This window comes from Psychrobacter sp. CX10 (assembly GCF_057621575.2).
Genome location: NZ_CM177736.1, coordinates 1,258,289 through 1,280,832 on the forward strand (window position 1 = coordinate 1,258,289; position 22,544 = coordinate 1,280,832).

A 22,544-nucleotide genomic window follows, 5' to 3' on the forward strand; every position below is an offset into this window, starting at 1 on the left:
ATTTATTTAATATTTTATTATAATTTTCATTCTTGTAAGTGAACCAGCCTCAGCAATTAAATTCATTTTCTTTATTTATTATCTATTGTAAATACCCCATCTTTAACACAACATCATCGTAGAATCGTTAAGCCACCTGTCTGTACTGGGCAGGTGTCATATCATCAAGTGAATCATGGGGTCTTTGGGTGTTATAAACCTCAATCCAATCTTCAGTCAGTTGATTGACCTCGTTTAAATTGTTGAAAAGGTAACAATCTAAAACCTCATTGCGATAACTGCGATTAAACCGTTCAATATAAGCATTCTGATAAGGACAACCAGGTTCGATATAGTCAATGTAAATACCGTGAGCCGATGCCCAATCAGTGAATACGTGTGAGGTAAACTCACTACCATTATCCACACGAATTTGCTTAGGGTAACCATGCCACTCGGCTAGCTGATCAAGGTAGCGAATCACTCGAAGTGAGGGGATGCTGGTACCAATATCAATGCCTAATACTTCACGGTTATAATCATCAATCACATTAAAGGTTCGAAAGCGAATATTGTTATGTAGCTTATTGCTCATAAAGTCCATAGACCAAGTATGCCCAAATGCACTTGGCACACTTAGCGGCTGAGGATTGCGTGCTGGCAGTCGCCTTTTAGTCTTACGGCGTAGGTTTAAGTTTAACGCTTTGTAAACACGATGTACGCGCTTGTGATTCCATGAATAGCCAAGTGCTCGCATACGCTTAAAGCACTTTGGAAAACCCCAGCGATTATGCTTGTCAGTAAGCTCATTTAAGACATCAATAATCTCACTGTCATCAGATAGTTTAGGCTTGTAGTAATAAGCAGTTCGACTCATGCAGACCACCTGACAGCTAACCACAATACTAACACCATACTGCGCCTGCAGTTCTTGTGCCCAGACTTTACGTTCAAGGACAGGCGCTATAGCTTTTTTATGATTTCTTCCTGCATTTGTGATTTGAGGCTTAAATCAGCATACATCTGTTTAAGCCTACGGTTTTCTTCTTCTAGTTCTTTTAGTCGCTTGACGTCAGAGGCTTCCATACCTCCGTATTTAGACTTCCACTTGTAGTAGGTTGAACTAGCAATACCGTATTTACGGCACAGCTCTTTGGCAGGTATTCCAGCTTCTGCTTCTTTTAATATCGATACGATTTGGGTCTCAGTCATTCGTTTGCTCATATCAAAACTCCTTATGGGTATTTTATAAGAAATTCTACGTTTGAGCTGTGTTATTTTAGGGGATAGTTACACAATAGCCAACTATTTAAAAAACTCTAGTATTTATAGTTATCCCTAATATAAGAATTACTACAATGAGTATGACTAAAAGGTTAATTATTTTCTTTAAAATAATGGACTAATTTAATTATGTAGTTTTTTACTTTTCATAAAAATATAACACTCCCTCTCCTTTTTTAGCCATATCTGGCTTAGCCATAGTGACCCCTGCTGTCAAATCCGTACAATTAAACTTGGGAGATTTTAGTTACGCAGCCTGACGACAATAATCAGACCACACCTGTCTTGGCGATTTATAGCCTAAACTCTTTTGAATCCTCGTTTGGTTGTAGTACAGCTCAATATAGCCAATGATATCGCTGATCGCTGCAAATCTTGTTTTATAGTCTTGGTGATATACCAGTTCATTCTTTAATGTACCCCAGAAGCTTTCTATCGGAGCGTTGTCATAGCAATTACCTTTGCCACTCATAGAGCCTATAAAATGCTGCTGCTTGATGATCTTGTGATACGCATGGCTGCAGTACTGGCTACCTCTATCAGAGTGAACGATTAGCCCTTTGCTGGGTCGTTTGTTCTTAATGGCCATATTGAGTGCACGGCATACAAGATCCGCAGTCATACGTTTATTGATGGCATAGCCGACAAGCTCTTTGGTATACAAGTCTTTAACACCAGCCAAGTACAGCCAGCCCTCGTTTGTCCAGATATAAGTCATATCACTGACCCAAGATTGATTAGGTCGACTGGCTTCAAACTTTTGATCCAGCACGTTTGGATAAACTAACTTGTTATGGTGTGAGTCGGTGGTGACTTTAAAGCGTTTGTGGCGACGGCATTTGATGTTATGTTCTTCTTTGATACGTCGAACCATGTATAGGCTAATATCAAACCCTTGCTCTGTCAGCTTTGCCTGCAGTCGCTCAGCACCATAACGTTCTTTACTTTCACTATGAGCGGCTCTAACCAGTAGCTCAGAGCGGTTACGATGTATCTGCTGCTCACTGATATCGCGATTTATCCAGTCATAGTAGCTAGAACACTTAACCTTTAATACCCGGCACATAGAGACGATACTAAAAATCTGTCTATTCGTCTTTATAAAGGCGTACTTCACTAATTGTTTTTCGCAAAGTACGCGGTGGCCTTTTTTAGGATCTCTCGTTCCTCTTCAGCAACTTTAAGCTGTCGTTTAAGGCGCTTGTTCTCTTCTATCACAGCCATAAGCTGTGGATCGTACTGCTCTGTCCCTTCAAGTTTGCCTTGATTGGCTTTGTGATGCCAGTTCGATAGCGTTTGCATGGCGATGCCAAGCTGCTTTGCGGTCGCTGTAATATTTCCGTTGTTCTGTGCTATCTTCTTGACGGCTTCGGCTTTGAATTCTGCGCTATAAGTTCTGATTTTCTTGGTCATGGTAAACTCCTCATTGAGTCACTAGTTTACCAAGTTTATCTCTACGGTTTCTTAAGCATAGCTCATAGCAACCCACGTAAATTTTATAGCAGCAGGGCCTGAACACTTAAAGTTTTCAATTATAAGTCTTATCTATTGGTTTAACATGCTCTCATTGCTAAATATACTTGATTCTCCATTTATCAAATACCTTTAATGTGCGGCGGCATAATACATATCTTTTTTTCAGTCATACCAGATATCATAGTACCAGTATTCCATCCTGTACTAGTTATTTTTCTTGAGGTAGGTATAAAAGGTCTACATTGGATATTGCCAGCCGCATTAGTTCCAAGGCTGATGCCTTGTCCTCGAGCGCTACCTCTGCTGTGGTCGGTGTGCTGGTGTACGCCGTCAAGGGTTAGGCTGCTTTGATAGGTGGTGCTATATAGCTGACTTTGTGGATGGCTTTGGTGCTGGTTTAACATAAGTTAATTGTAGCCATTTATGTCACTGTCTTTATTGCTATCCCCTGTACGGCTAGTTTCAATGCTTTGGGTTTTGATGACGTCTATGGGCTGGGCATTGTCAGCAACAATAAAGCTAACAAGAGCACGACTCACACAACTTTAGCAACACAATATATATTTGGGTGGTCTTTAGCGACATCTTGAACATTGCTATAGGGACGAGGTAATAGAGTAATACTCACTATATCTTGAGGGGGTAAGGTAATTCTAGTCTGACCCTCTTTAGTAATCATCGAGATAGCCTAAATATAATGCGTAAAACAAACCAATTATACTCAGTATTAGTAAGGTATGTAATATACATATTATACGCCAACGCCATATAAACCATTTGCTTTGGTTATTAATCACTTTAATACGGTATGGATTTATGTTTGGGTCTATATAGGGATTTGGCGCATCTGGTGGGTAGCGTAGATGCTTGTACTGGGGTTCGTCTAGTATGTTGCGTCCTTTAGACTGTATCCAGCCACCTCCGAGTTTGATGTAGGCTTGTAGTATTAATAAAGGAATGTACCACGGCCATACTCTAAAGTTTTGAGTGACACCATAGCTTGGTAAGATACTGTCGGTATATAGATAAAGCTTATGCTCTTTAGTTGTCTTTGGCGGATCAAAAGGTGTAATTGGTGGTAGGCTGTTTGCGTCCTTTTCCATGTAGTTTCGGATAAACTGCCACTGTGCTCTTGCATAAGCATCCGAGTTGGCTGGAAATGATGAAACCAGTTGATTAATAATATTGCGCTCGTCATCTAGCCAGTTAAGTTGTAAAAAGTAGGTTCGACTCATACCGCCCGCACTGACCATATTGACGCTTTTGACACTGGCATGGATGTCTTTATATGGCAGTTCATTAACACCATGATAATCTACTTTTATGCTACCGTCTTCACGGCTAACATCAAATTGTAATATACGTTGGTTGATTTTATCATAGGCATCTATGGGTTTGTCGCTGTCGGTTAGCTTTGAAACTTTGCGTATCATAGCCATTGGTAGAACGAACGTTATTAAGATTAACCCAATACCGAGTACTATCTCCACAAAACCCTCTAAGAAAAGGTCTATAAGAAGTGCTGGTATCATTATTATAAAAAGAACTAAGTAACAAATAATTATTACCAAACCACCTTCATTTAGCATACTACTACCGACATCATTAAAGGTCATTGCATAAGGCGTGATGCCGCGCACGTCTTTTGCTACATATAGCATATTAGGATGGTCTGTAGGCACATCTTCTACCTCACTATAGGGACGAGGTAATAAAGTGATACTGGTAGTGTTTTGGGGAGGTAAAGCTTTCATCTTTTAATGGCTCATTATTCCTATTTATCTAAAATGCTAGATAGTCAGGATTGATTTATTGTTGGCATTGTATTGTAGATGTAGGGCTATGTGTTTACGTTTATCAGAATTAATTAGCTACCCTATGGTCTCATATATCATCCGCCTGTGGCTGTCATAGCTATAGCGGATACGCTGTCCGTTACTGATTAAATTTCTGAGTCAGGTTATGATAGCTGACGTCGTAGATGCGTTTTCAGCTATACTATACGTATACAGTCACTTGAATAATTTAGAATAAAATCTATTGAGAGATTTATGTACTTTTGATATTTTCTTGACTTGTTATAAACTATATATTTCTAATGAAGTTTTTCTTATATTAGTCAGAGTAGCTTATTTATCTTCTATATACTTTGTCAACTCTTCGAAATCCTCTAACGACTCGATATAATAAATATAAGAAGGATCAATATATTTATCACTATAATAAAAAGAAAACCTACCAATATATATAAATGATATGTATATTGATATTAAAAAAATAATACGAAAAAATTTTCTTAAAATCATTTCTCTTTCCTTAACATTTAAAATTAATCATATAATTCTTCATACTCTTCCTTTAGATCGCTTATATAATTTCTAGCTAAATCTTTATTGCCACTATTTATGAACTCGTCTACCTTACTTTTATTTTTAATATAATTTTCCTCAATAACCCTATATATATCATCAATTACATCCTGATAATTAAGATTAGCAATATAGTATCCTTGAAAAAATCCTAATCCTGCAAAAATAAAGGTTACGATAGTAAATCTAAACTTCATTAAGACCTCCTCTTCGATATGATTATAATTTTATAAAAATGGTAAACTTCATCTGAAGATATTTACATTAAGTAGTTAAAAACATTAATTGATTTTAATATGATTTTACGGTATACCTCCGTATCCGTGTATTCCAATCCAGTCTCCTAATCCTGATGACATTCTACGTTGTAACTCACTATGGTCTATAGATGATTCGGGTTTACTTGAAGGTTCTTTAGGTGGTGAACATAAATGGTTGTAAATAAAAAGAGATCAATATACTCATTAATCATTTGGTAGCCATACCATAGTGTATGATTAGCGTTGAATTGGATAGTGTCTTTTTGATTGATGTTACTTTGTTTGTGAATGCGGCGTCCAAAGGCATTGTATTTAAAACAGTGCAGGTTTGTATGATGAGGTCGCGGTGATACTCACGAGTAATACAACTGCTCATTTAATTATTGGCATTGTATTGTAGATGTAGGGCTGTGCGTTTGCGTTTATCAGAATTATTTACTGACTCTTTGGTCTTATACATCATCCACCTGTGGCTGTCATAGCTATAGCGGATACGCTGTCCGTTACTGATCAGCTCTGTAGTTCGTCCTATATATACCACTGCAGTAGATGTATTATCATTGTTGTCTTTACCATCTTCAAGATTATCTTCATCGTCACAGCTACACAATTGCTCGCAAGTACAAATTCAAACCCTTCTGTTATACCTGTCTGCAGTTTTTAATCCATCAGCTTATGCTCAATTAGCCGAACTTGTTTGCCATACTCATATTTATAATCCTTCTAATAGCGATTGTTATGTTAGCTATTTTACGTGCCTTTGATAATGCTATTACCTGTTAAATGAGTTAGTTGACCTAACGTATCGTAGTATCACTCTATAGTGATTTACGGTCTATTTTTGCAGTGTAACTTGGTTAGTCGGTCTATTGCGCTATATTACTTTTCCTTATTTTCAATATATTGTCGTAACTGCTCCAAACTCTCTAATGACTCAAGATAATATACCTTCCATGCAGGTAGGAAATCATTACCATTAAGGTAAATATATCTTCCTATTAAAAAAGAGATTAACAAAGTAAGCAAAACTGTTAGTAAAAATATTCCGCGTAAATATTTTTTATAACTCATATTATTACCTTATCACTCACTACCATATATTTTATTATATTTATCTTCCATCTTATTAATATAGGTATGTGCAGACTCATATCCATTTTGCTCTATAATTTTATCTACTTCTTTTTTCATAAGCTTTTTATCTTTATCAACTAGTAAATATGCTTCATCAAGCTCTTTAACATGTTTTTGTTTAGCTGTTAGATAGCCGTTCAATAAACCTAAAACAATTACGGAAATTAAAATCAAAATTAGACTTTTATACATACTACCCCTTATTTTCAACTATAATACCTTTTAAAACACATATATCGAAATATTAAATTAAAAACTCAATTATCATATTAAAATGTACTTTTGTTTCACTTGGTTTCCTAAAACTAAACCACCTGGTACATCTGTATTACAACGAAACCATTACTGACTATCTACTCATAAAGGTGTTGGAGGCCAGAGCTCACTAAGTATTCTTTTTCTACCTGTAGCGGTTCAACTTTGTTTAATTTCATACTATCTTAGCCGTATTAACTCGAGCACAGCTCGCGCCTTACGCTCTGGCAAAGCATTGCTATACTTATTCCTCGCTCACCAAGCTCATAGTCAACAATTTAAACTAAGTCACCCTTATAATTAGTAAGCTCAGTTGGCGTACCTAATTGGTCATTATGGTAAAAAAAGATATTTAAATCAGATTGGTTCGAATTAAATTTCTCATTTTGTCATCATAGCTATAATAATCATCTCCAACGTCTTCATATGCTTCAAGCTTAATGCCCGTTTTTAACCACACCGCTTTAGCAATCGGTACAAAGCTACATTGATCACAAATTGTAGTATATAAATGTATGTTACTATTCATCGAATGGCTATATTATTAAGCCAGAACATATGGTTTGTTGAAATTGGGTTTACTTGAGTGCTTAAACAAATATTTGTTTAATAGATCTTGTTCAGTAATCAGTTACTGTATTTTACTATGTTAGGTAATACGTCATTCAAAGTCGTCATAGTGATAGCGGGTGCAGGTTTGTTTGACGTTGTTGCCTTGGTATTTTCGAGTATGGCTTTTGAAGACTTCATTGCTGGCGTTGTATTGCAGGTGTAATAGTGTGCGTTTGTGTCTATCAAGATTGTCTACCGACTCTTTAGTCTTATACATAACCCGCCCATGGCTGTCATAGGTATAGCGGATGCGCTGTCCGTTACTGATTAGCTCAGTAGGTCGTCCTGTAATAAGTTATGCTTCTTGTGTATTTGACTCATCACTTTCAGTACTCATTGATTATACAGGCACAAGATTGCTCGCAGGGTCAATGGTAGACTGCTTTGTATAAGGTAAAATAGCTTATCACTTCAATCAATATTTGAACGACTCTTTCTCTAATCTCATGGGTGTAGTTTAGTGTTTTGATTATCGTATTCTTTCAAAATATTAAGTCACTGATAATACTAAGACAATTCACTTTAGAATATTTATTAGTTTATTATCAATAATTGTATTAAGCTTAGCTACTTCCAAAGGTGTTTGATTAAACTCGTTTCGAATATATTTACTAGCTCCGTTATTAAGCAGAGTTTTTACTACCTCAAGATTATTTGTCATTGCTGCAAAATGTAGTGGAGTATTTTCTAAGTCACCTTTTTGGTTAATGTCTGCACCATATTTAATAAATAAGTTTATATCCTTTAAATCCCCTCTTCTTGACGATATATGTACAGGAGTATCATCAACAGCACCTTTGTCATTTGGTGTATTAAGGCTCATTCCTAAAAAATCAGGATGATCTCTATATTTGTTCAATAATTCTTGCAATACCCCGTTTTTCATATGAAGTCCTATTAATTGAATTATTATTACTCTTTATTTCTATATTAATCGTAATAGCTATATTTGTTAACACAGTGGTTTTGATGATACTCTTTAAATGAATCCAGCCTATTATTCCAAGTTTTTAGTTTACATCATGTCTGCCTGGATACCACTTCCTATCCCTAGCCTCATATAGCTTAATACAATTTTTGGCATGACCAATTTTGTTAGATATAGCAGTACAATCATTTCGTTCAGGCATAACTTGAGTATCACAATATTTCCTTGCATGCTCATATTATTTCAGTCTTAGATTGTTTTGACTATTAGACGCATTCAATATTGCTAAATGTTCTTCTTTAAGAGGTTCAATCATAGCATCACCCATCATTGTAGGTGGTATAGCTTGCAAATAATCCCTTGTACACCCCGAATAACTTTACCACCTACTTTAAGCAGCGATATAGATTTATTTGAAGTACTTCCGGTTGTACCAGCAGTCAACCCTAACGGATCAATTCACCCTGTCGGATTCGGCGCATAAGCAAATACATTATCGCCACCCATCAGCCCAATCGGATCTAGGCTGATAAACATTACCAAATCAGGATCAAGATCTTTGTTTAGTTGTGCAATCTGTGCGTCTAGGTCTTAATTAATGCTTTGGGTAGCGCCTGCTACGTCATCGCTTACGTACATAGTTATAATTTTGCGTGCTGTATTATCTCCATTTGAACTTCTATCAAATATTTCAAGGCTTTGTTGAGTAATATCATGGGTACTCATTAAATCAATAGCAATAGGGGTTTTTAAGTTTGAAGAATTATTAATGGCTTTGGTAATTATTACTACTTTAGTAGGCTTAACGAGGTTACAATGTAACCTTTTATTTGTTCGCTAACTATATCTGTATTGAAAGGTTTTCATTCTCTACTTCATGTATATGGTTTTCATATCTCTATACAGTACTAAATCAACAGGTTCACCTACCACTTTATCTGTAAAACCAATTTCGCCTTTTTTACGCCAAAATGTTGCTATATCATCTTCACCAAATTCTATATACTTGTTAGCTATGTACTCACAAGCACTTGGTTCATTTTCATAAGCAGCAAGATCAATTAAGAATTTCGCAACTATCGGATTTGAATATAAATAGGTTACAGAAGTTAACAAGTGTTTGGCAATACACCATTTACTATGAATTGCTCCTTTACTCACCTGATTACAATATATCTCCATACATAGATAAAATATATCAATTCTATCTACACCTAGTATTATGTTCTCACCAAAAACGTAACTTGTCATTAGTGCGTCTGCAAATATTTCACTTTTAATAACACCTTCAGCATCCCACAGTTCAACCAATTCTATAAGATGCGCTTCATTTTTAATGTTAAAAATATTCATTACTACTCCTTAACCTATAATTTTTAAACTTCAAATTTTGATAACCCTCTAAGCCAACATCGCGGTTTGGCATACTCGGAGGCTCTTTGTAACGCCATTCATCTGTATCTTTTGGTGCATACTTCATACATTTAGGTCCTGCTTGAGCTATAGATTGCCCTAATTCCGTTTGCGACTCCTTAAACTTAAAAATATGACCATCCCAACTACCATGTTGATTATGTTTGTCTTTCGTTTTACGATGATTTTGATACAAATTATGCTCATCAATTAGAAGAAGATAGTATCTTGTTTTAACTACACGTAGCTTACTTTTTAAATTACTCAAAAGCACTCGGCAGGAATTCTCTTCGTCATCATCCTTAGTACAAGAAGTGCAGCCAGTTTTACCTCTAGCTCCTGTTTTGCTAATTCCTAGTGCGAGCTTGATAATATCATCAAGAACCCCTACTGCAACTTTAGCATTCAACCCCAACGGATCAACCCACCCAGTAGGATTCGGCGCATAAGCAAACACATTATCGCCACCTTTTAATTCAATAGGATCTCTTAAAACAAACATCCCCATGTCAGGATCATTATAGCGTAAACAATTGTAATTTAGCCCCGTTTCACTATCAAAGCACTACGAGCAAAGCTCTTAGTCTTTCGCTTCGGGCAAGGGTGCCCCATACCCTTGCTTGTCCTTGCTCACCATGGAAACGTATAGGTTGAAGCTCTTTTGCCCATATTTAAAATCCCCAATACGTTGAGGATTTGTATTGCTCTTTTGCGTTCACTCGAGCACAGCTCTCGTCTTGCGACGCTAAAATGTGCCCCCATCACATTTCTTCACGCGTCTCACCCCAAACCTCATAGTCGGCTAACCAAACTACCAGTCCTTTGTTATTAGTCAGCTCATTCGGCGTACCAAGCTGATCATTATAATAATAGACCTTTATGCTATTAATATTGTCTAACTTGTCTCTTCTAAGATAGTCATCATAATAGCTTGAAACTCTCTTAGGTTGACTCTTGTTTCAGGCTCTTTGCCATTAAACTTGGTTAACCACTCTTTGTCCAGTTCGCTCACTTGCTCATGAATAAGATGTTCGCGTAGCCAAACTAGCATTGCTACAGGTGCAAAGCTATTTTGGTCATAGACGATGGTAAATACATTGTTGTCGCTATACTCTTGAATGAGTCTATAACTATGCCATAGCATGTGAGTGAACTGATAAGTGGGTTTGATTATTGCTTTTAAGGTGTAGCAGTCTTTAGTCAGTTGTCTGATGTCAATTTGTTTGGCTATATGCCGTCCAGAGACCTCATAGTTATAGCGGGAGGGGGTTTAGTTGACATTGTTGCTTTGGTATTCTCGCGTCAGGATTCTGATGATTTCGTTATTGGCGTTGTACTGTAATAGTAGTGCTTGACGAGCCTATGAGTGAGGGTTTGAAAACCATCTTGTAATTTAAAGATTTAGTCAGTACTATCAGTTGATAAATCTTCTAGTTTGTTAGAAGCCAATGCAAAACCCTGAGCTGCAGATTTTTCATACCAATATTTTGCTTTTTCAATATCATTATCTACGTATATACCGGTCTCATACATATAGCCTATATTATGTTGAGATTCTGCATCCTTTAAATTCGCTGCTTTCAATGTATATTTATAAGAGCTTTCATAATCTTCTAAATAATAATAAGCTTGAGCTAAACCTTTATATGCTCTTATTGGGGTATCATTGATGGCTAATTCGAACCATTTTATTGCCTTTCTTAAATCTCTTTTTGTTCCAAACTCGCCAATTACATAACCACTTCCTAAATTCGCTGCGGCTTGTCTGCTCCCATTCTGATACGCTTGGAGGTAGAACTCTTCTGCTTTTTTTGAGTTCTCATTAACATCACAACCATAGTTATAAATTAAACCCAATCCATTTAATGCTTCTGCATTATTCTTCTGAGCCGACTTTTCAAACCAATACTTTGCTCTTTCGCAGTCTTTTTTTATACCATTACTACCAACAAAATAAATAAAGCCCATCGTCTGTTCTTTATCATCTATTTCTAAGTTTGGGTCGTTATAAATCTGACATTGTAGTGAGTCGCTACTGCCCGAAAGTTGACATTCTGTCTCCAAATTAGGTTTATTGTATTTAGCTTGCATGTTAGAACAAGATGACAATAATACTATTAAAATTAAATATAAAACTTTCATTTTTATATATCCTTATTTTGTGGGACACCACGTTAAAGGTCTACATACTTTTCCTGAAAGACCAGTACCACCTCCAAAGGAAATTCCCCCAGATGACGTCGTACTTCCATCACTACCTGTACATACACCAGCGTTAGCCCCAACTGAATAAGTAGCTGATGCCTCTAAACATTTTTGATTTGAATAATTAAGTCCATTTGGAGATGCACTATCCGTATTACTTTTATTAATCCCTCCACTAACTCTAGCTTCTGAACCTGCTGTGATACAAGGACTTATAGTATAACACTGAGTAGGTATGTTTTTATCATCATAACTTTTACCCCATCCAACACTAAACTCGAACCCTCCTAATGCTCTTCCAGTTGCACTAATATTAGTCATATGAGTAGTATTGGCACGATTTGGCCTAGCACTACTTGAAGAAGGAGTATAGTTTTTAGCATCATGTATAGCCCACTGCATACCTTCTGAATTCCCGTAATCTTCTAACATTCCCCATTCACTCAACCCCTACGGATCAATCCACCCAGTAGGATTCGGCGCATAAGCAAACACATTATCCCCACCCTCAAGTCCAATAGGGTCTCTTGAGATAAACATTCCCAAATTAGGGTCATAATAGCGGAAACGATTGTAATGTAGTCCTGTTTCACTATCAAAGCTATGTCCTTGGAAGCGTATTGGCTGTAGTTGATTTGAAGCGATATTTAATTCGCCAATATTTTGCGTGATATACTTTTCTTTATAAGTCTCACCCCACGCCTCATAGTCAGCCAACTAAACCACTTCACCGTCTTGATTGGTCAGCTCATTAGGCGTACCAAGTTGATCGTTATGATAGTAGTACACCTGTATGCTTTGATTATCATCATCTTTTAACCACACTGCTCTAGCAATAGGTGCAAAGCTGTTTTGATCATATATGGTAGTGAATACTTGATCATCAGTATATTCTTGGATCGCTTTGTCACCATCCCAGAGCACATGAGTAGATTTAATTTGAATACTATTTTTTTGGTTGATGTTACTTTGTTTATGTATACGTCGTCCAAAGGCATCGTAATAGTAATGCGTTGTAGTTATAGTGGTATCGCTACCTTTATGATGTGTAAGCTCTGTTTTAATCAGCTCGTTATTAGGGTTGTAGCTAAAGTTTAGTTCTTTTCTAAACTGAACCAGACTTTTGTTTGATTGCTGATTCGCTAATTGAGTGTTATCGGCTGTGATTATTTTATGTACGACTCTGCCATGTTCATCATAACGGTAGCGTACGAGTTTACCATTGCTAATCAGTTCGGTAGGTCTAACTTTAGTACTGAATTGAGTAGAATTGTTTTGATTGGCAGATGTAGCAGTGTCTTTAGCTGAAACTCGGTTACCTTTGGGATTAAAGCGTTCTCGCTCATAGAAGCGATTAGCACTATAAAGTAAGATAACTAAGGTTTTAGAATGAGGCGCTTACAAGTAGGATACATGGACTCACCTATAAGCAAGTCTGTATAAAGTTCAAAGTTCCATTCTGTTAAAAAAGTATATTTCAATTCTCTCTTACCGTTGTCATTACGATTGTTCGATAATCTTAGCTATTATCATAATATTTCTTTAATAGATAGTTTGTGAGCTCAATAAGAGTCAGAAAGTAAGTTTTTTTCGACTTTATAAGCTGAGTATGCTAAAAATGCATAGTGAACAAGTACTTTATTAGCAAAAAGATAAATGACGAATACACCTAGACCAATTAGGTACAACAAAAAACTATCACCTACCGTACTATTGTATTTTTTAGCTAATACTAAACTTACACCAACTGATCCTTTACCAAATATACCGAATATAATAATAGGTATCAGTAAAATTCCAAGAATTCGCATATAAAATGAACTTGGATTAGTTTTAATCTTAGCTTTTCTCACCATTTCAGTCCAATTAACAAAATCAAATAAATAAATTTTATTATTTGTTATGATGTTAGATAAAATATAATCATAATATTGTATGTAGTGTTTAGTTTTAATAATCAAAATATATTCAATCATCATCATGACTAATGATATTATGAAACCTATTAATACAATTTTAGAGTTATAAATTTCAACATTCATAAAATAAGAAAAAAAACATATAAATAAACTTAAACTTCCGTATAGCGCACCTAATAAACTAAGGTAGAAGTACCGTTTCAATGTTTGGATTTTATACTGTTTAGGTATTAGCAAAATTAATATGGCTGATATAAATAATACAATATTTATAGATTTATAATAATAGCTCATAAAGGATGGAAGTAACATGAATCCATTAGCTAGTAGACATAGTATGACACCTGAATGAAGGCCTCTCAAAATATAACTATTGTTAGTATTAAGGTCTTTTGGAATAATTGTTTTGATCATGACATCTATAGGCCTATAGCATTGAAATGATTTTTAGCTTTTTGAGTATGCTTGGCTAACTCGCTATGTTTTTCTTCAATCATTACCTTATCCTTATCGACTTGTGACGCTAGTTCGTAGCTGATTGAGTCTGACTAGCTATTATAAGCATACACTGCCCATGCAAATAAGCTTACGTTAATTAGAATGATTAATGCCCATCTGACGTTAACTTCCCAGTTTCTGCCTTCAAAGGCAAGTTTTGCCTCAGGCGTTATCGGCTGTATCGGATATGGATTATCCTTACCATCCCATGTGAGCATCTGTTTAACGTCAGGATGTGATATGGCTTGTTTGGTACATTGATAGCCATTTGCTTGTAATAAGTTACCTAATGCTATGAGCGAGCCTATTATAAAGACGATGATTTGATCACCGCCTGAGTGGTTACTAGGTAAAATGCCGTTTTTACGGTAAATAATGTCAGCACAGGCAAACAGTGATTTGCTAGTGTCTTCGGGATAAGCTTGGCATAACTTTGGGTCTATGGGTAACTCTTTGGCATCGCTTTCCATATAGGTACGGATAAAAGCCCAATGTACTCTAGCATCAACATGTGTATCATGTGGTTTTATATGATGGGTGATATCGCCTGTGTTTGGGTCTGCGACATATAAGTTTAACGGTTTATAAGCCGTGTTGTGTTTTATGGTATGAACTTCAGGAATGAGATCTTTATAATCGACTATTTTGAGCTCATAGGGTTTAAAAAACTGTAATGCAGGTCGGAAATAATAAGCAACTTTTTGTTGTTTCTTTAAAAAATAGTATTGGGTACGGTAGGGGTGTTTTTTAAAAAATTGATAAAGGAGTAGAATCAGTGGCGTGCATGAAACTATAAATAGGGCTATTAAAAAAAACACTCTGAAGTAAAATATACCTCCTAAGGATATGCCACTTTCAAACATATCTCTATAAAATATATCTCCAATAAAAGTTGTTAAAAACATAAATGTGGAAAAATAAACCCACCCTATTCCAAAGTACCAATACCAAAAATAGCTGGGTAGAAAGCTCATATAGTCTGGATTGATATTATGAATTTGTTTATTCAAGTGCTCTATGTCTTCACTCTGCGCTAATAACTTATTATCTATTTTGCCACTATAAGGCTTTTCAAGAACTGACCCCTGCTGTCAAATCCGTACAATTAAACTTGGGAGATTTTAGTTACGCAGCCTGACGACAATAATCAGACCACACCTGTCTTGGCGATTTATAGCCTAAACTCTTTTGAATCCTCGTTTGGTTGTAGTACAGCTCAATATAGCCAATGATATCGCTGATCGCTGCAAATCTTGTTTTATAGTCTTGGTGATATACCAGTTCATTCTTTAATGTACCCCAGAAGCTTTCTATCGGAGCGTTGTCATAGCAATTACCTTTGCCACTCATAGAGCCTATAAAATGCTGCTGCTTGATGATCTTGTGATACGCATGGCTGCAGTACTGGCTACCTCTATCAGAGTGAACGATTAGCCCTTTGCTGGGTCGTTTGTTCTTAATGGCCATATTGAGTGCACGGCATACAAGATCCGCAGTCATACGTTTATTGATGGCATAGCCGACAAGCTCTTTGGTATACAAGTCTTTAACACCAGCCAAGTACAGCCAGCCCTCGTTTGTCCAGATATAAGTCATATCACTGACCCAAGATTGATTAGGTCGACTGGCTTCAAACTTTTGATCCAGCACGTTTGGATAAACTAACTTGTTATGGTGTGAGTCGGTGGTGACTTTAAAGCGTTTGTGGCGACGGCATTTGATGTTATGTTCTTCTTTGATACGTCGAACCATGTTATAGGCTAATATCAAACCCTTGCTCTGTCAGCTTTGCCTGCAGTCGCTCAGCACCATAACGTTCTTTACTTTCACTATGAGCGGCTCTAACCAGTAGCTCAGAGCGGTTACGATGTATCTGCTGCTCACTGATATCGCGATTTATCCAGTCATAGTAGCTAGAACACTTAACCTTTAATACCCGGCACATAGAGACGATACTAAAAATCTGTCTATTCGTCTTTATAAAGGCGTACTTCACTAATTGTTTTTCGCAAAGTACGCGGTGGCCTTTTTTAGGATCTCTCGTTCCTCTTCAGCAACTTTAAGCTGTCGTTTAAGGCGCTTGTTCTCTTCTATCACAGCCATAAGCTGTGGATCGTACTGCTCTGTCCCTTCAAGTTTGCCTTGATTGGCTTTGTGATGCCAGTTCGATAGCGTTTGCATGGCGATGCCAAGCTGCTTTGCGGTCGCTGTAATATTTCCGTTGTTCTGTGCTATCTTCTTGACGGCTTCGGCTTTGAATTCTGCGCTATAAGTTCTGATTTTCTTGGTCATGGTAAACTCCTCATTGAGTCACTAGTTTACCAAGTTTATCTCTACGGTTTCTTCAGCATAGCTCATACCTTTATTATAGTTATCAGGATACCCAAAAAAATGCAGTGAAAGAGATTCTCTATTTCTTTTAATATAAAAGTAAATAATAATTAAAAACCCAAACCAACTTATAAAGCTAAAAACAAATAATATACTGCCAATTGACATTAATATAATATAATCCATATAGTTCCTTAATCGATTATGATGACACCTAAAAATTCACCAAACTCTTGACCCAATAAGGTACCTGCATATCCAGTAGCCCCTCCTCCTATAGCTGCAGATACACCAACAACTGCTAGTCCAACCCCTCCGGTTCCCACTCCGAGTAGTAGAACTACAAATGCAGTTCCAGCTGCTGCACCTAGAGTTCCCCCAGTTATACTACCACCAACTTTAAAGGTTTCTTTTATCGCTGTTTTATGACCATAAGACCTATCTCCTGTATCATAAGCCTGCTTAATATTAATACCTGCGTCAGCCACACTTACTGCAACAAGCAAATTGCCACCAAATTTTGTATACTTGGTAACATTACCTAAGCTTTTATAGTTTTCGAATAAACCCGATTTACTTTATTGGTTGTCGTAGATCTAGCATATACATCTATTTTAATTATGTTTCTGAGTTTAGTTGTCCTAACTCCAGTCTCTTCTTTAAAAAAACTCATAGACCATGCATTATCAAAGTCTCTAATCAAATCTGAATATTTTATTCTGAATTGACTAAAATGTTTAGGATTTGCAAGCTTGCTTTTATTTGCTTTTTCAAGCTCCATTGCTTCAACTAAACTTTTATAATTACTAGTCACTCTTTTATTTACTGCTTCATTAAAATGAATATTACCTTGATAAAGTGTAGTAGCTACAGTCGTACCATTAAAATCAGCTTTAAAAGGTTCGTTTGTAGCAGCTACAAATTCAGATGAATTATAAATACTGTTTAACACATCTAGATTGTTAGCAAAAATAACGGGATCAAAACTCGAATCCATTTTTAATTATTCAATTTTATTTTTAGCTGACCTTGCTTCACTTTTAACTCTTTTCAACTCTCAATTTTCAGTAGAAGTATTAGATAATACGACAACGTCACCGGGTTGTAGCTCGAGAATAGGATTGCCTACTAAATGTGGGTTATTTGCTCTAAATATATTTTCTTGCCTAGAAGTAGGAGTATATCTATAGATTCTACTTAAAAAAATTTTTATAGACTCTCTTTTCTTAACCAGATACCATGCAACTTCTGTATTATCAACATAAACTTCCTTTATATTATTAGGGTCTTTTCGAGTTGCCGCTGTAGTTGTTTTTTAAGGATAAGTGCTATATAGACCCCTTTTTTCATAAGGCTTTGCAGTTTTTTTTTAATTAGATTGCCTTCCTGGTCTTTAATATAATAAGTGATTTTTGATAAGGTACCGTTAGCCAGTTGATGCTCTTTGATTTTCCTTGATTGTTAAATGTTTGATTTATTATATTGTCTACTTTAGGACCAGTTGGTCTTTGATAGTTTCTTAAACCATCTTCTTATTTAATTTCAAGATCATATATATACTTATGTATATCTTCCGTACTAGGTATAGTTAGCTTTAATCCTGTATATTGAGTTGCCATCATTGACTTCATCTATTATGAAGTGACTTTTTATCTTGAAAAATGACTTCATCTTCAAAATCATTAACTATTACATGTAGCTCATATTCTAAAGATTGATCATCAACCAATACCTTTAACTTACCTTCATGATCTGTCGTATGCAGCTCTGTAGAACCATAGGGTTTAAACAATAAACACTTAGTTCTTGCTAAAGGCACTCCGTCTTGGTCTTTAACGACATAACGTAAGTAATAATCTAAGTTATCGAGCAGTTTAGCTGTCGGTAGATGCACAGCAAGAGACCCACCTCCACTACCCCAATCCACCTTACTCGCCTTATACCCTGCTTGTGTAGGCGTAATTAAAGTCACATTACCGCCACTCATCTCAATACCACTTCCCGCTGATTTTAGGGTTAGCGTATCTGGGGCGATGATCTCTATATTGTCACGGCTATGAATGCGCAGTACTTGCTCGCTGTTTAGACGCATCTCGTTCTGGTGCGCTTGAATGGTGACATCACCATGAGCTGCGGTATGGGTTTGGGCTTTATTAGCGTAGTAGTGAATGTCGCCAGCCACTTGCTGGTTCATCTGGGTTTAACTGTGATGATGGGTGTTGTCTGTGGCGTGGCTATGGTTGCTCTGGGTGCTGGTCTGCTGGCTGTGTTGACCTGTTAATAATGCTAGGTTGTGTTGTGAGTCTATTAGGATATGCGGCTGTGCCCATTGTCCTGACTCTAGTGCTTGGGTGTTGGTGTCTTGGCTGATACTTGCATAGGGAGTGCTCTCTACTGAGTCTTTAGAGTCTTGGGCGACTCCGACAGGCTGATGATGCACAGCAAGTTGAATATAAGCCAGTTGCTGCTGGTCAACGGTTTGTAATTTGCTTTGGCTGTGATGACTCATGTGGGCGTGAATGTCTGCGCTATAGCTTGTGATGTGGACGCCATTTGTGCCTTGGATATTGCCGGCCGCTTTAGTCTCAAGGCTGATGCCTTGTCTTCGAGCGTAGCTAATTAAGTCTGACTAGTTATTATAAGCATACACTGCCCAAGCAAATAAACTGGCATTAATCAGTATGATTAATACCCACCTGACGTTAACTTCCCAGTTCCTGCCTTCAAAGGCAAGTTTTGCCTCAGGGGTTATCGGCTGTATTGGATATGGATTATCTTTACCATCCCATGTGAGCATCTGTATTACTTTAGGATGTAATATGGCTTGTTTGGTACATTGATAGCCATTTGCTTGTAATAAGTTACCTAGTGCTATGAGTGAGCCTATGATAAAGACGATGATTTGATCACCGCCTGAATGGTTGCTAGGTAGAATGCCGTTTTTACGGTAAATGATGTCAGCACAGGCAAATAGTGATTTGCTGGTGTCTTCGGGATAAGCTTGGAATAACTTTGGGTCTATCGGTAACTCTTTGGCATCGCTTTCCATATAGGTACGGATAAAGGCCCATTGTACCCTTGGGTCTACTCTATAATCCTCTAGCTTCATGTGATGAGTAATGTCGCCTGTTTTAGGATCTGCGACATATAGGTTGAGCGGTGTATATGCTTGGTTGTATGGGTCCTGATGCAAGTCTGGATGAACGTCTTTATAATCGACTATTTTAAGCTCATACGGTTGTCTAATTTTCCAAAAGGGACGATAGTAGTAGGCTATTTTTTGCTCTTTTTTTAAAAAGTAATATTGAGTACGGTATGGATTTTTTTTGAAAAGTTGATAAATGAGTAGAAATAAAGGTGTTGCAAAGACAATCAGCCATAACACAGTAAGTATTGAATCAAAAACACTAAAAGTGTCATTAATAAATACAACTTCTCCAATATCTTGTAAAAAAAAGTTTCCTAACCAAAATAAAGAAAAATAAACCCATCCAATAGCAAAATAAAACACCCAAAAGTAGGCAGGTAAAAAGGTTAGATAGTCAGGATTGATATTCTTTATTTCTTTGTTTAGATGTTCGACATCCTCAATACTATCAAATAAGCTTTTGTCTATATCGGCTGTATAAGGTCTATCAATAGGATTCTTTAACTCACTAATATGCTTAGCAAAGTCATTACGCAATTGCATATGATTATCCTTATCGACTTGTGATGCTAGTTCGTAGCTGATAGTGCGGATACATACTTAAGTTGAGCGCATACTTGACTACTGCTCTAATTTTATTAATTAAATCGAATAATGCTTGCAATGTCTTAAGTCGTTAAAACACTTATGGTCTGACCCTCTTTAGTAATCATCAAGATAGCCTAAAAATAATGCGTAAAAAAACCCAATAATACTGAGTATTAGTAAGGTATGTAATATCCATATAATTCGCCAACGCCATATAAACCATTTGCTTTGGTTATTAATCACTTTAATACGGTATGGATTTATGTTTGGGTCTATATAGGGATTTGGCGCATCTGGTGGGTAGCGTAGATGCTTGTACTGGGGTTCGTCTAGTATGTTGCGTCCTTTAGACTGTATCCAGCCACCTCCGAGTTTGATATAGGCTTGTAGTATTAATAATGGAATGTACCACGGCCATACTCTAAAGTTTTGAGTGACACCATAACTTGGTAAGATGCTGTCGGTATATAGATAGAGCTTGTGCTCTTTAGTTGTTTTTGGCGGATCAAAAGGTGTAATTGGTGGTAGGCTGTTTGCGTCCTTTTCCATGTAGTTTCGGATAAACTGCCACTGTGCTCTGGCATAATCATCCGAGGTGGCTGGAAATGATGAAACCAGTTGATTAATAATATTGCGATCGTCATCTAGCCAGTTAAGTTGTAAAAAGTAGGTTCGACTCATACCCCCTGCACTGACGATGTTGACGCTTTTGACACTGGCATGGATGTCTTTATATGGCAGTTCATTGATACCATGGTAGTCGACTTTTATGCTACCGTCTTCTTGAGTGACGTTATATTGCAAGATGCGCTGGCCTACTTTATCAAAGGCGTCTATGGGTTTGTCGCTGTCGGTAAGCTTTGAGACTTTGCGGAGCATTGCATAGGGTATACCAAAAAATATTAATATTAAAACTATACCAGATAATATATACACGAGACCCCCAGAGAAAAGTTCAATGAGAAGTGCTGGTATCATGATTATAAAAAGAACTAAGTAACAAATAATTATTACCAAACCACCTTCATTTAGCATACTACTACCGACATCATTAAAGGTCATTGCATAAGGCGTGATGCCGCGCACGTCTTTTGCTACATATAGCATATTAGGATGGTCTGTAGGCACATCTTCTACCTCACTATAGGGACGAGGTAATAAAGTGATACTGGTAGTGTTTTGGGGAGGTAAAGCTTTCATCTTTTAATGGCTCATTATTCCTATTTATCTAAAATGCTAGATAGTCAGGATTGATTTATTGTTGGCATTGTATTGTAGATGTAGGGCTATGTGTTTAAGTTTATCAGAATTATTTACTGACTCTTTGGTCTCATATATCATCCGCCTGTGGCTGTCATAGCTATAGCGGATACGCTGTCCGTTACTGATTAAATTTCTGAGTCAGGTTATGATAGCTGACGTCGTAGATGCGTTTTCAGCTATACTATACGTATACAGTCACTTGAATAATTTAGAATAAAATCTATTGAGAGATTTATGTACTTTTGATATTTTCTTGACTTGTTATAAACTATATATTTCTAATGAAGTTTTTCTTATATTAGTCAGAGTAGCTTATTTATCTTCTATATACTTTGTCAACTCTTCGAAATCCTCTAACGACTCGATATAATAAATATAAGAAGGATCAATATATTTATCACTATAATAAAAAGAAAACCTACCAATATATATAAATGATATGTATATTGATATTAAAAAAATAATACGAAAAAATTTTCTTAAAATCATTTCTCTTTCCTTAACATTTAAAATTAATCATATAATTCTTCATACTCTTCCTTTAGATCGCTTATATAATTTCTAGCTAAATCTTTATTGCCACTATTTATGAACTCGTCTACCTTACTTTTATTTTTAATATAATTTTCCTCAATAACCCTATATATATCATCAATTACATCCTGATAATTAAGATTAGCAATATAGTATCCTTGAAAAAATCCTAATCCTGCAAAAATAAAGGTTACGATAGTAAATCTAAACTTCATTAAGACCTCCTCTTCGATATGATTATAATTTTATAAAAATGGTAAACTTCATCTGAAGATATTTACATTAAGTAGTTAAAAACATTAATTGATTTTAATATGATTTTACGGTATACCTCCGTATCCGTGTATT

31 protein-coding genes and 1 pseudogene are annotated in these 22,544 nt (G+C 36.4%); all 32 read right to left on the minus strand.

Annotated features, from left to right (window positions below; genetic code table 11):
- Nucleotides 1–127 precede the first annotated feature (127 nt).
- Nucleotides 128–1,203 (minus strand): IS3 family transposase gene (locus AC21OH_RS04995; protein ID WP_491139564.1). Its coding sequence is split into 2 segments (ribosomal slippage): nucleotides 128–948 and nucleotides 948–1,203, totalling 1,077 coding nucleotides; the frame shifts between segments, so codons are not numbered across the junction.
- Between the two features lie 307 nt (nucleotides 1,204–1,510).
- A protein-coding gene (locus AC21OH_RS05000; protein ID WP_491140049.1) for an IS3 family transposase occupies nucleotides 1,511–2,676 on the minus strand; the annotation gives its coding sequence in 2 pieces (ribosomal slippage) (nucleotides 1,511–2,418 and nucleotides 2,418–2,676; 1,167 coding nt in all).
- A gap of 182 nt (nucleotides 2,677–2,858) precedes the next feature.
- On the minus strand, nucleotides 2,859–3,143 hold the full coding sequence (locus AC21OH_RS05005) for a type VI secretion system Vgr family protein (RefSeq protein ID WP_487371687.1): 285 nt from the start codon (nucleotides 3,141–3,143) through the stop codon (nucleotides 2,859–2,861).
- Between the two features lie 3 nt (nucleotides 3,144–3,146).
- Complete coding sequence (locus AC21OH_RS05010) at nucleotides 3,147–3,278, minus strand: hypothetical protein (RefSeq protein ID WP_487371686.1); 132 nt, start codon at nucleotides 3,276–3,278, stop codon at nucleotides 3,147–3,149.
- The gene (locus AC21OH_RS05015) at nucleotides 3,275–3,418 is read right to left on the minus strand and encodes a hypothetical protein (RefSeq protein ID WP_487371685.1); all 144 of its coding nucleotides are present in this window, start codon (nucleotides 3,416–3,418) and stop codon (nucleotides 3,275–3,277) included. The genes AC21OH_RS05010 and AC21OH_RS05015 overlap by 4 nt, the downstream gene beginning before the upstream one ends.
- The gene (locus tag AC21OH_RS05020; protein ID WP_487371684.1) at nucleotides 3,408–4,493 is read right to left on the minus strand and encodes a hypothetical protein; all 1,086 of its coding nucleotides are present in this window, start codon (nucleotides 4,491–4,493) and stop codon (nucleotides 3,408–3,410) included. The genes AC21OH_RS05015 and AC21OH_RS05020 overlap by 11 nt, the downstream gene beginning before the upstream one ends.
- Before the next feature lie 575 nt (nucleotides 4,494–5,068).
- Nucleotides 5,069–5,305, minus strand: coding sequence for a hypothetical protein (locus AC21OH_RS05025; RefSeq protein ID WP_487371711.1), 237 nt, complete (start codon nucleotides 5,303–5,305; stop codon nucleotides 5,069–5,071).
- A 439-nt stretch (nucleotides 5,306–5,744) separates the two neighbouring features.
- Nucleotides 5,745–5,978 (minus strand): hypothetical protein, encoded by a 234-nt coding sequence (locus tag AC21OH_RS05030; RefSeq protein ID WP_487371712.1) that lies wholly within the window; start codon nucleotides 5,976–5,978, stop codon nucleotides 5,745–5,747.
- 473 nt (nucleotides 5,979–6,451) lie between these two features.
- Nucleotides 6,452–6,694 (minus strand): hypothetical protein, encoded by a 243-nt coding sequence (locus tag AC21OH_RS05035; RefSeq protein WP_491140221.1) that lies wholly within the window; start codon nucleotides 6,692–6,694, stop codon nucleotides 6,452–6,454.
- Nucleotides 6,695–7,035: 341 nt separating this feature from the next.
- Nucleotides 7,036–7,107, minus strand: a complete 72-nt coding sequence (locus AC21OH_RS05040; RefSeq protein WP_487371630.1) for an RHS domain-containing protein — start codon at nucleotides 7,105–7,107, stop codon at nucleotides 7,036–7,038.
- A gap of 2 nt (nucleotides 7,108–7,109) precedes the next feature.
- Nucleotides 7,110–7,286: a hypothetical protein gene (locus AC21OH_RS05045; RefSeq protein WP_487371627.1), complete on the minus strand. Its 177-nt coding sequence runs from the start codon at nucleotides 7,284–7,286 to the stop codon at nucleotides 7,110–7,112.
- Between the two features lie 132 nt (nucleotides 7,287–7,418).
- Nucleotides 7,419–7,586, minus strand: a complete 168-nt coding sequence (locus AC21OH_RS05050) for a hypothetical protein (protein ID WP_487371626.1) — start codon at nucleotides 7,584–7,586, stop codon at nucleotides 7,419–7,421.
- A 300-nt stretch (nucleotides 7,587–7,886) separates the two neighbouring features.
- A complete protein-coding gene (locus AC21OH_RS05055) occupies nucleotides 7,887–8,255 on the minus strand; it encodes an ankyrin repeat domain-containing protein (RefSeq protein ID WP_487371625.1) in 369 nt (122 codons plus the stop codon).
- Nucleotides 8,256–8,888: 633 nt separating this feature from the next.
- Nucleotides 8,889–9,023 carry a hypothetical protein gene (locus AC21OH_RS05060; protein WP_491140224.1) on the minus strand — a complete coding sequence of 45 codons (135 nt, stop codon included), beginning with the start codon at nucleotides 9,021–9,023 and terminating at the stop codon, nucleotides 8,889–8,891.
- Nucleotides 9,024–9,167: 144 nt separating this feature from the next.
- The gene (locus AC21OH_RS05065; protein WP_487371624.1) at nucleotides 9,168–9,650 is read right to left on the minus strand and encodes a hypothetical protein; all 483 of its coding nucleotides are present in this window, start codon (nucleotides 9,648–9,650) and stop codon (nucleotides 9,168–9,170) included.
- Complete coding sequence (locus AC21OH_RS05070; protein ID WP_491140226.1) at nucleotides 9,637–10,218, minus strand: hypothetical protein; 582 nt, start codon at nucleotides 10,216–10,218, stop codon at nucleotides 9,637–9,639. Before AC21OH_RS05070 ends, AC21OH_RS05065 begins: the two co-directional genes overlap by 14 nt.
- A 253-nt stretch (nucleotides 10,219–10,471) precedes the next feature.
- Nucleotides 10,472–10,600: an RHS domain-containing protein gene (locus tag AC21OH_RS05075; protein WP_491140411.1), complete on the minus strand. Its 129-nt coding sequence runs from the start codon at nucleotides 10,598–10,600 to the stop codon at nucleotides 10,472–10,474.
- 5 nt (nucleotides 10,601–10,605) lie between these two features.
- Nucleotides 10,606–10,854, minus strand: a complete 249-nt coding sequence (locus tag AC21OH_RS05080; RefSeq protein ID WP_491140228.1) for a hypothetical protein — start codon at nucleotides 10,852–10,854, stop codon at nucleotides 10,606–10,608.
- 257 nt (nucleotides 10,855–11,111) lie between these two features.
- Nucleotides 11,112–11,852, minus strand: a complete 741-nt coding sequence (locus tag AC21OH_RS05085; RefSeq protein WP_487371675.1) for a tetratricopeptide repeat protein — start codon at nucleotides 11,850–11,852, stop codon at nucleotides 11,112–11,114.
- A gap of 12 nt (nucleotides 11,853–11,864) precedes the next feature.
- Entirely contained in the window at nucleotides 11,865–12,347 is a 483-nt protein-coding gene (locus AC21OH_RS05090) for a hypothetical protein (protein ID WP_487371676.1), read from the minus strand.
- Between the two features lie 18 nt (nucleotides 12,348–12,365).
- Entirely contained in the window at nucleotides 12,366–12,632 is a 267-nt protein-coding gene (locus tag AC21OH_RS05095; RefSeq protein ID WP_487371677.1) for an RHS repeat-associated core domain-containing protein, read from the minus strand.
- Complete coding sequence (locus tag AC21OH_RS05100) at nucleotides 12,633–12,839, minus strand: RHS domain-containing protein (RefSeq protein ID WP_487371678.1); 207 nt, start codon at nucleotides 12,837–12,839, stop codon at nucleotides 12,633–12,635.
- 638 nt (nucleotides 12,840–13,477) lie between these two features.
- Nucleotides 13,478–14,248: a hypothetical protein gene (locus tag AC21OH_RS05105; protein WP_491140232.1), complete on the minus strand. Its 771-nt coding sequence runs from the start codon at nucleotides 14,246–14,248 to the stop codon at nucleotides 13,478–13,480.
- Between the two features lie 134 nt (nucleotides 14,249–14,382).
- A complete protein-coding gene (locus tag AC21OH_RS05110; protein WP_487371709.1) occupies nucleotides 14,383–15,342 on the minus strand; it encodes a hypothetical protein in 960 nt (319 codons plus the stop codon).
- A gap of 115 nt (nucleotides 15,343–15,457) precedes the next feature.
- Nucleotides 15,458–16,624 (minus strand): annotated as a pseudogene (locus AC21OH_RS05115) (IS3 family transposase).
- A 233-nt stretch (nucleotides 16,625–16,857) separates the two neighbouring features.
- The gene (locus AC21OH_RS05120) at nucleotides 16,858–17,169 is read right to left on the minus strand and encodes a hypothetical protein (RefSeq protein ID WP_491140234.1); all 312 of its coding nucleotides are present in this window, start codon (nucleotides 17,167–17,169) and stop codon (nucleotides 16,858–16,860) included.
- Between the two features lie 35 nt (nucleotides 17,170–17,204).
- Nucleotides 17,205–17,660: a hypothetical protein gene (locus AC21OH_RS05125; RefSeq protein ID WP_487371683.1), complete on the minus strand. Its 456-nt coding sequence runs from the start codon at nucleotides 17,658–17,660 to the stop codon at nucleotides 17,205–17,207.
- Between the two features lie 630 nt (nucleotides 17,661–18,290).
- Nucleotides 18,291–18,857 carry a DUF2345 domain-containing protein gene (locus AC21OH_RS05130; protein ID WP_487371682.1) on the minus strand — a complete coding sequence of 189 codons (567 nt, stop codon included), beginning with the start codon at nucleotides 18,855–18,857 and terminating at the stop codon, nucleotides 18,291–18,293.
- A gap of 6 nt (nucleotides 18,858–18,863) precedes the next feature.
- Nucleotides 18,864–19,172, minus strand: a complete 309-nt coding sequence (locus AC21OH_RS05135) for a hypothetical protein (RefSeq protein WP_487371681.1) — start codon at nucleotides 19,170–19,172, stop codon at nucleotides 18,864–18,866.
- Nucleotides 19,173–19,292: 120 nt separating this feature from the next.
- On the minus strand, nucleotides 19,293–20,354 hold the full coding sequence (locus AC21OH_RS05140) for a DUF6708 domain-containing protein (RefSeq protein ID WP_491140237.1): 1,062 nt from the start codon (nucleotides 20,352–20,354) through the stop codon (nucleotides 19,293–19,295).
- A 159-nt stretch (nucleotides 20,355–20,513) separates the two neighbouring features.
- Nucleotides 20,514–21,599 carry a hypothetical protein gene (locus AC21OH_RS05145; RefSeq protein ID WP_491140239.1) on the minus strand — a complete coding sequence of 362 codons (1,086 nt, stop codon included), beginning with the start codon at nucleotides 21,597–21,599 and terminating at the stop codon, nucleotides 20,514–20,516.
- A gap of 575 nt (nucleotides 21,600–22,174) precedes the next feature.
- Nucleotides 22,175–22,411 carry a hypothetical protein gene (locus tag AC21OH_RS05150; RefSeq protein ID WP_487371711.1) on the minus strand — a complete coding sequence of 79 codons (237 nt, stop codon included), beginning with the start codon at nucleotides 22,409–22,411 and terminating at the stop codon, nucleotides 22,175–22,177.
- Between the last annotated feature and the right edge of the window lie 133 nt (nucleotides 22,412–22,544).

What these genes read in the sequence shown, in the direction of transcription:
- AC21OH_RS05005 (WP_487371687.1), bottom strand. Translation starts at nt 3,143, where the DNA reads ATGTTAAACCAGCACCAAAGCCATCCACAAAGTCAGCTATATAGCACC.
- AC21OH_RS05015 (WP_487371685.1), bottom strand. Translation starts at nt 3,418, where the DNA reads ATGATTACTAAAGAGGGTCAGACTAGAATTACCTTACCCCCTCAAGAT.
- AC21OH_RS05020 (WP_487371684.1), bottom strand. Translation starts at nt 4,493, where the DNA reads ATGAAAGCTTTACCTCCCCAAAACACTACCAGTATCACTTTATTACCT.
- AC21OH_RS05025 (WP_487371711.1), bottom strand. Translation starts at nt 5,305, where the DNA reads ATGAAGTTTAGATTTACTATCGTAACCTTTATTTTTGCAGGATTAGGA.
- AC21OH_RS05035 (WP_491140221.1), bottom strand. Translation starts at nt 6,694, where the DNA reads ATGTATAAAAGTCTAATTTTGATTTTAATTTCCGTAATTGTTTTAGGT.
- AC21OH_RS05045 (WP_487371627.1), bottom strand. Translation starts at nt 7,286, where the DNA reads ATGAATAGTAACATACATTTATATACTACAATTTGTGATCAATGTAGC.
- AC21OH_RS05050 (WP_487371626.1), bottom strand. Translation starts at nt 7,586, where the DNA reads ATGTATAAGACTAAAGAGTCGGTAGACAATCTTGATAGACACAAACGC.
- AC21OH_RS05055 (WP_487371625.1), bottom strand. Translation starts at nt 8,255, where the DNA reads ATGAAAAACGGGGTATTGCAAGAATTATTGAACAAATATAGAGATCAT.
- AC21OH_RS05060 (WP_491140224.1), bottom strand. Translation starts at nt 9,023, where the DNA reads ATGAGTACCCATGATATTACTCAACAAAGCCTTGAAATATTTGATAGA.
- AC21OH_RS05065 (WP_487371624.1), bottom strand. Translation starts at nt 9,650, where the DNA reads ATGAATATTTTTAACATTAAAAATGAAGCGCATCTTATAGAATTGGTT.
- AC21OH_RS05070 (WP_491140226.1), bottom strand. Translation starts at nt 10,218, where the DNA reads ATGGGGATGTTTGTTTTAAGAGATCCTATTGAATTAAAAGGTGGCGAT.
- AC21OH_RS05080 (WP_491140228.1), bottom strand. Translation starts at nt 10,854, where the DNA reads ATGCTATGGCATAGTTATAGACTCATTCAAGAGTATAGCGACAACAAT.
- AC21OH_RS05085 (WP_487371675.1), bottom strand. Translation starts at nt 11,852, where the DNA reads ATGAAAGTTTTATATTTAATTTTAATAGTATTATTGTCATCTTGTTCT.
- AC21OH_RS05090 (WP_487371676.1), bottom strand. Translation starts at nt 12,347, where the DNA reads ATGTTAGAAGATTACGGGAATTCAGAAGGTATGCAGTGGGCTATACAT.
- AC21OH_RS05105 (WP_491140232.1), bottom strand. Translation starts at nt 14,248, where the DNA reads ATGATCAAAACAATTATTCCAAAAGACCTTAATACTAACAATAGTTAT.
- AC21OH_RS05125 (WP_487371683.1), bottom strand. Translation starts at nt 17,660, where the DNA reads ATGGATTCGAGTTTTGATCCCGTTATTTTTGCTAACAATCTAGATGTG.
- AC21OH_RS05130 (WP_487371682.1), bottom strand. Translation starts at nt 18,857, where the DNA reads ATGAACCAGCAAGTGGCTGGCGACATTCACTACTACGCTAATAAAGCC.
- AC21OH_RS05135 (WP_487371681.1), bottom strand. Translation starts at nt 19,172, where the DNA reads ATGAGTCATCACAGCCAAAGCAAATTACAAACCGTTGACCAGCAGCAA.
- AC21OH_RS05140 (WP_491140237.1), bottom strand. Translation starts at nt 20,354, where the DNA reads ATGCAATTGCGTAATGACTTTGCTAAGCATATTAGTGAGTTAAAGAAT.
- AC21OH_RS05145 (WP_491140239.1), bottom strand. Translation starts at nt 21,599, where the DNA reads ATGAAAGCTTTACCTCCCCAAAACACTACCAGTATCACTTTATTACCT.
- AC21OH_RS05150 (WP_487371711.1), bottom strand. Translation starts at nt 22,411, where the DNA reads ATGAAGTTTAGATTTACTATCGTAACCTTTATTTTTGCAGGATTAGGA.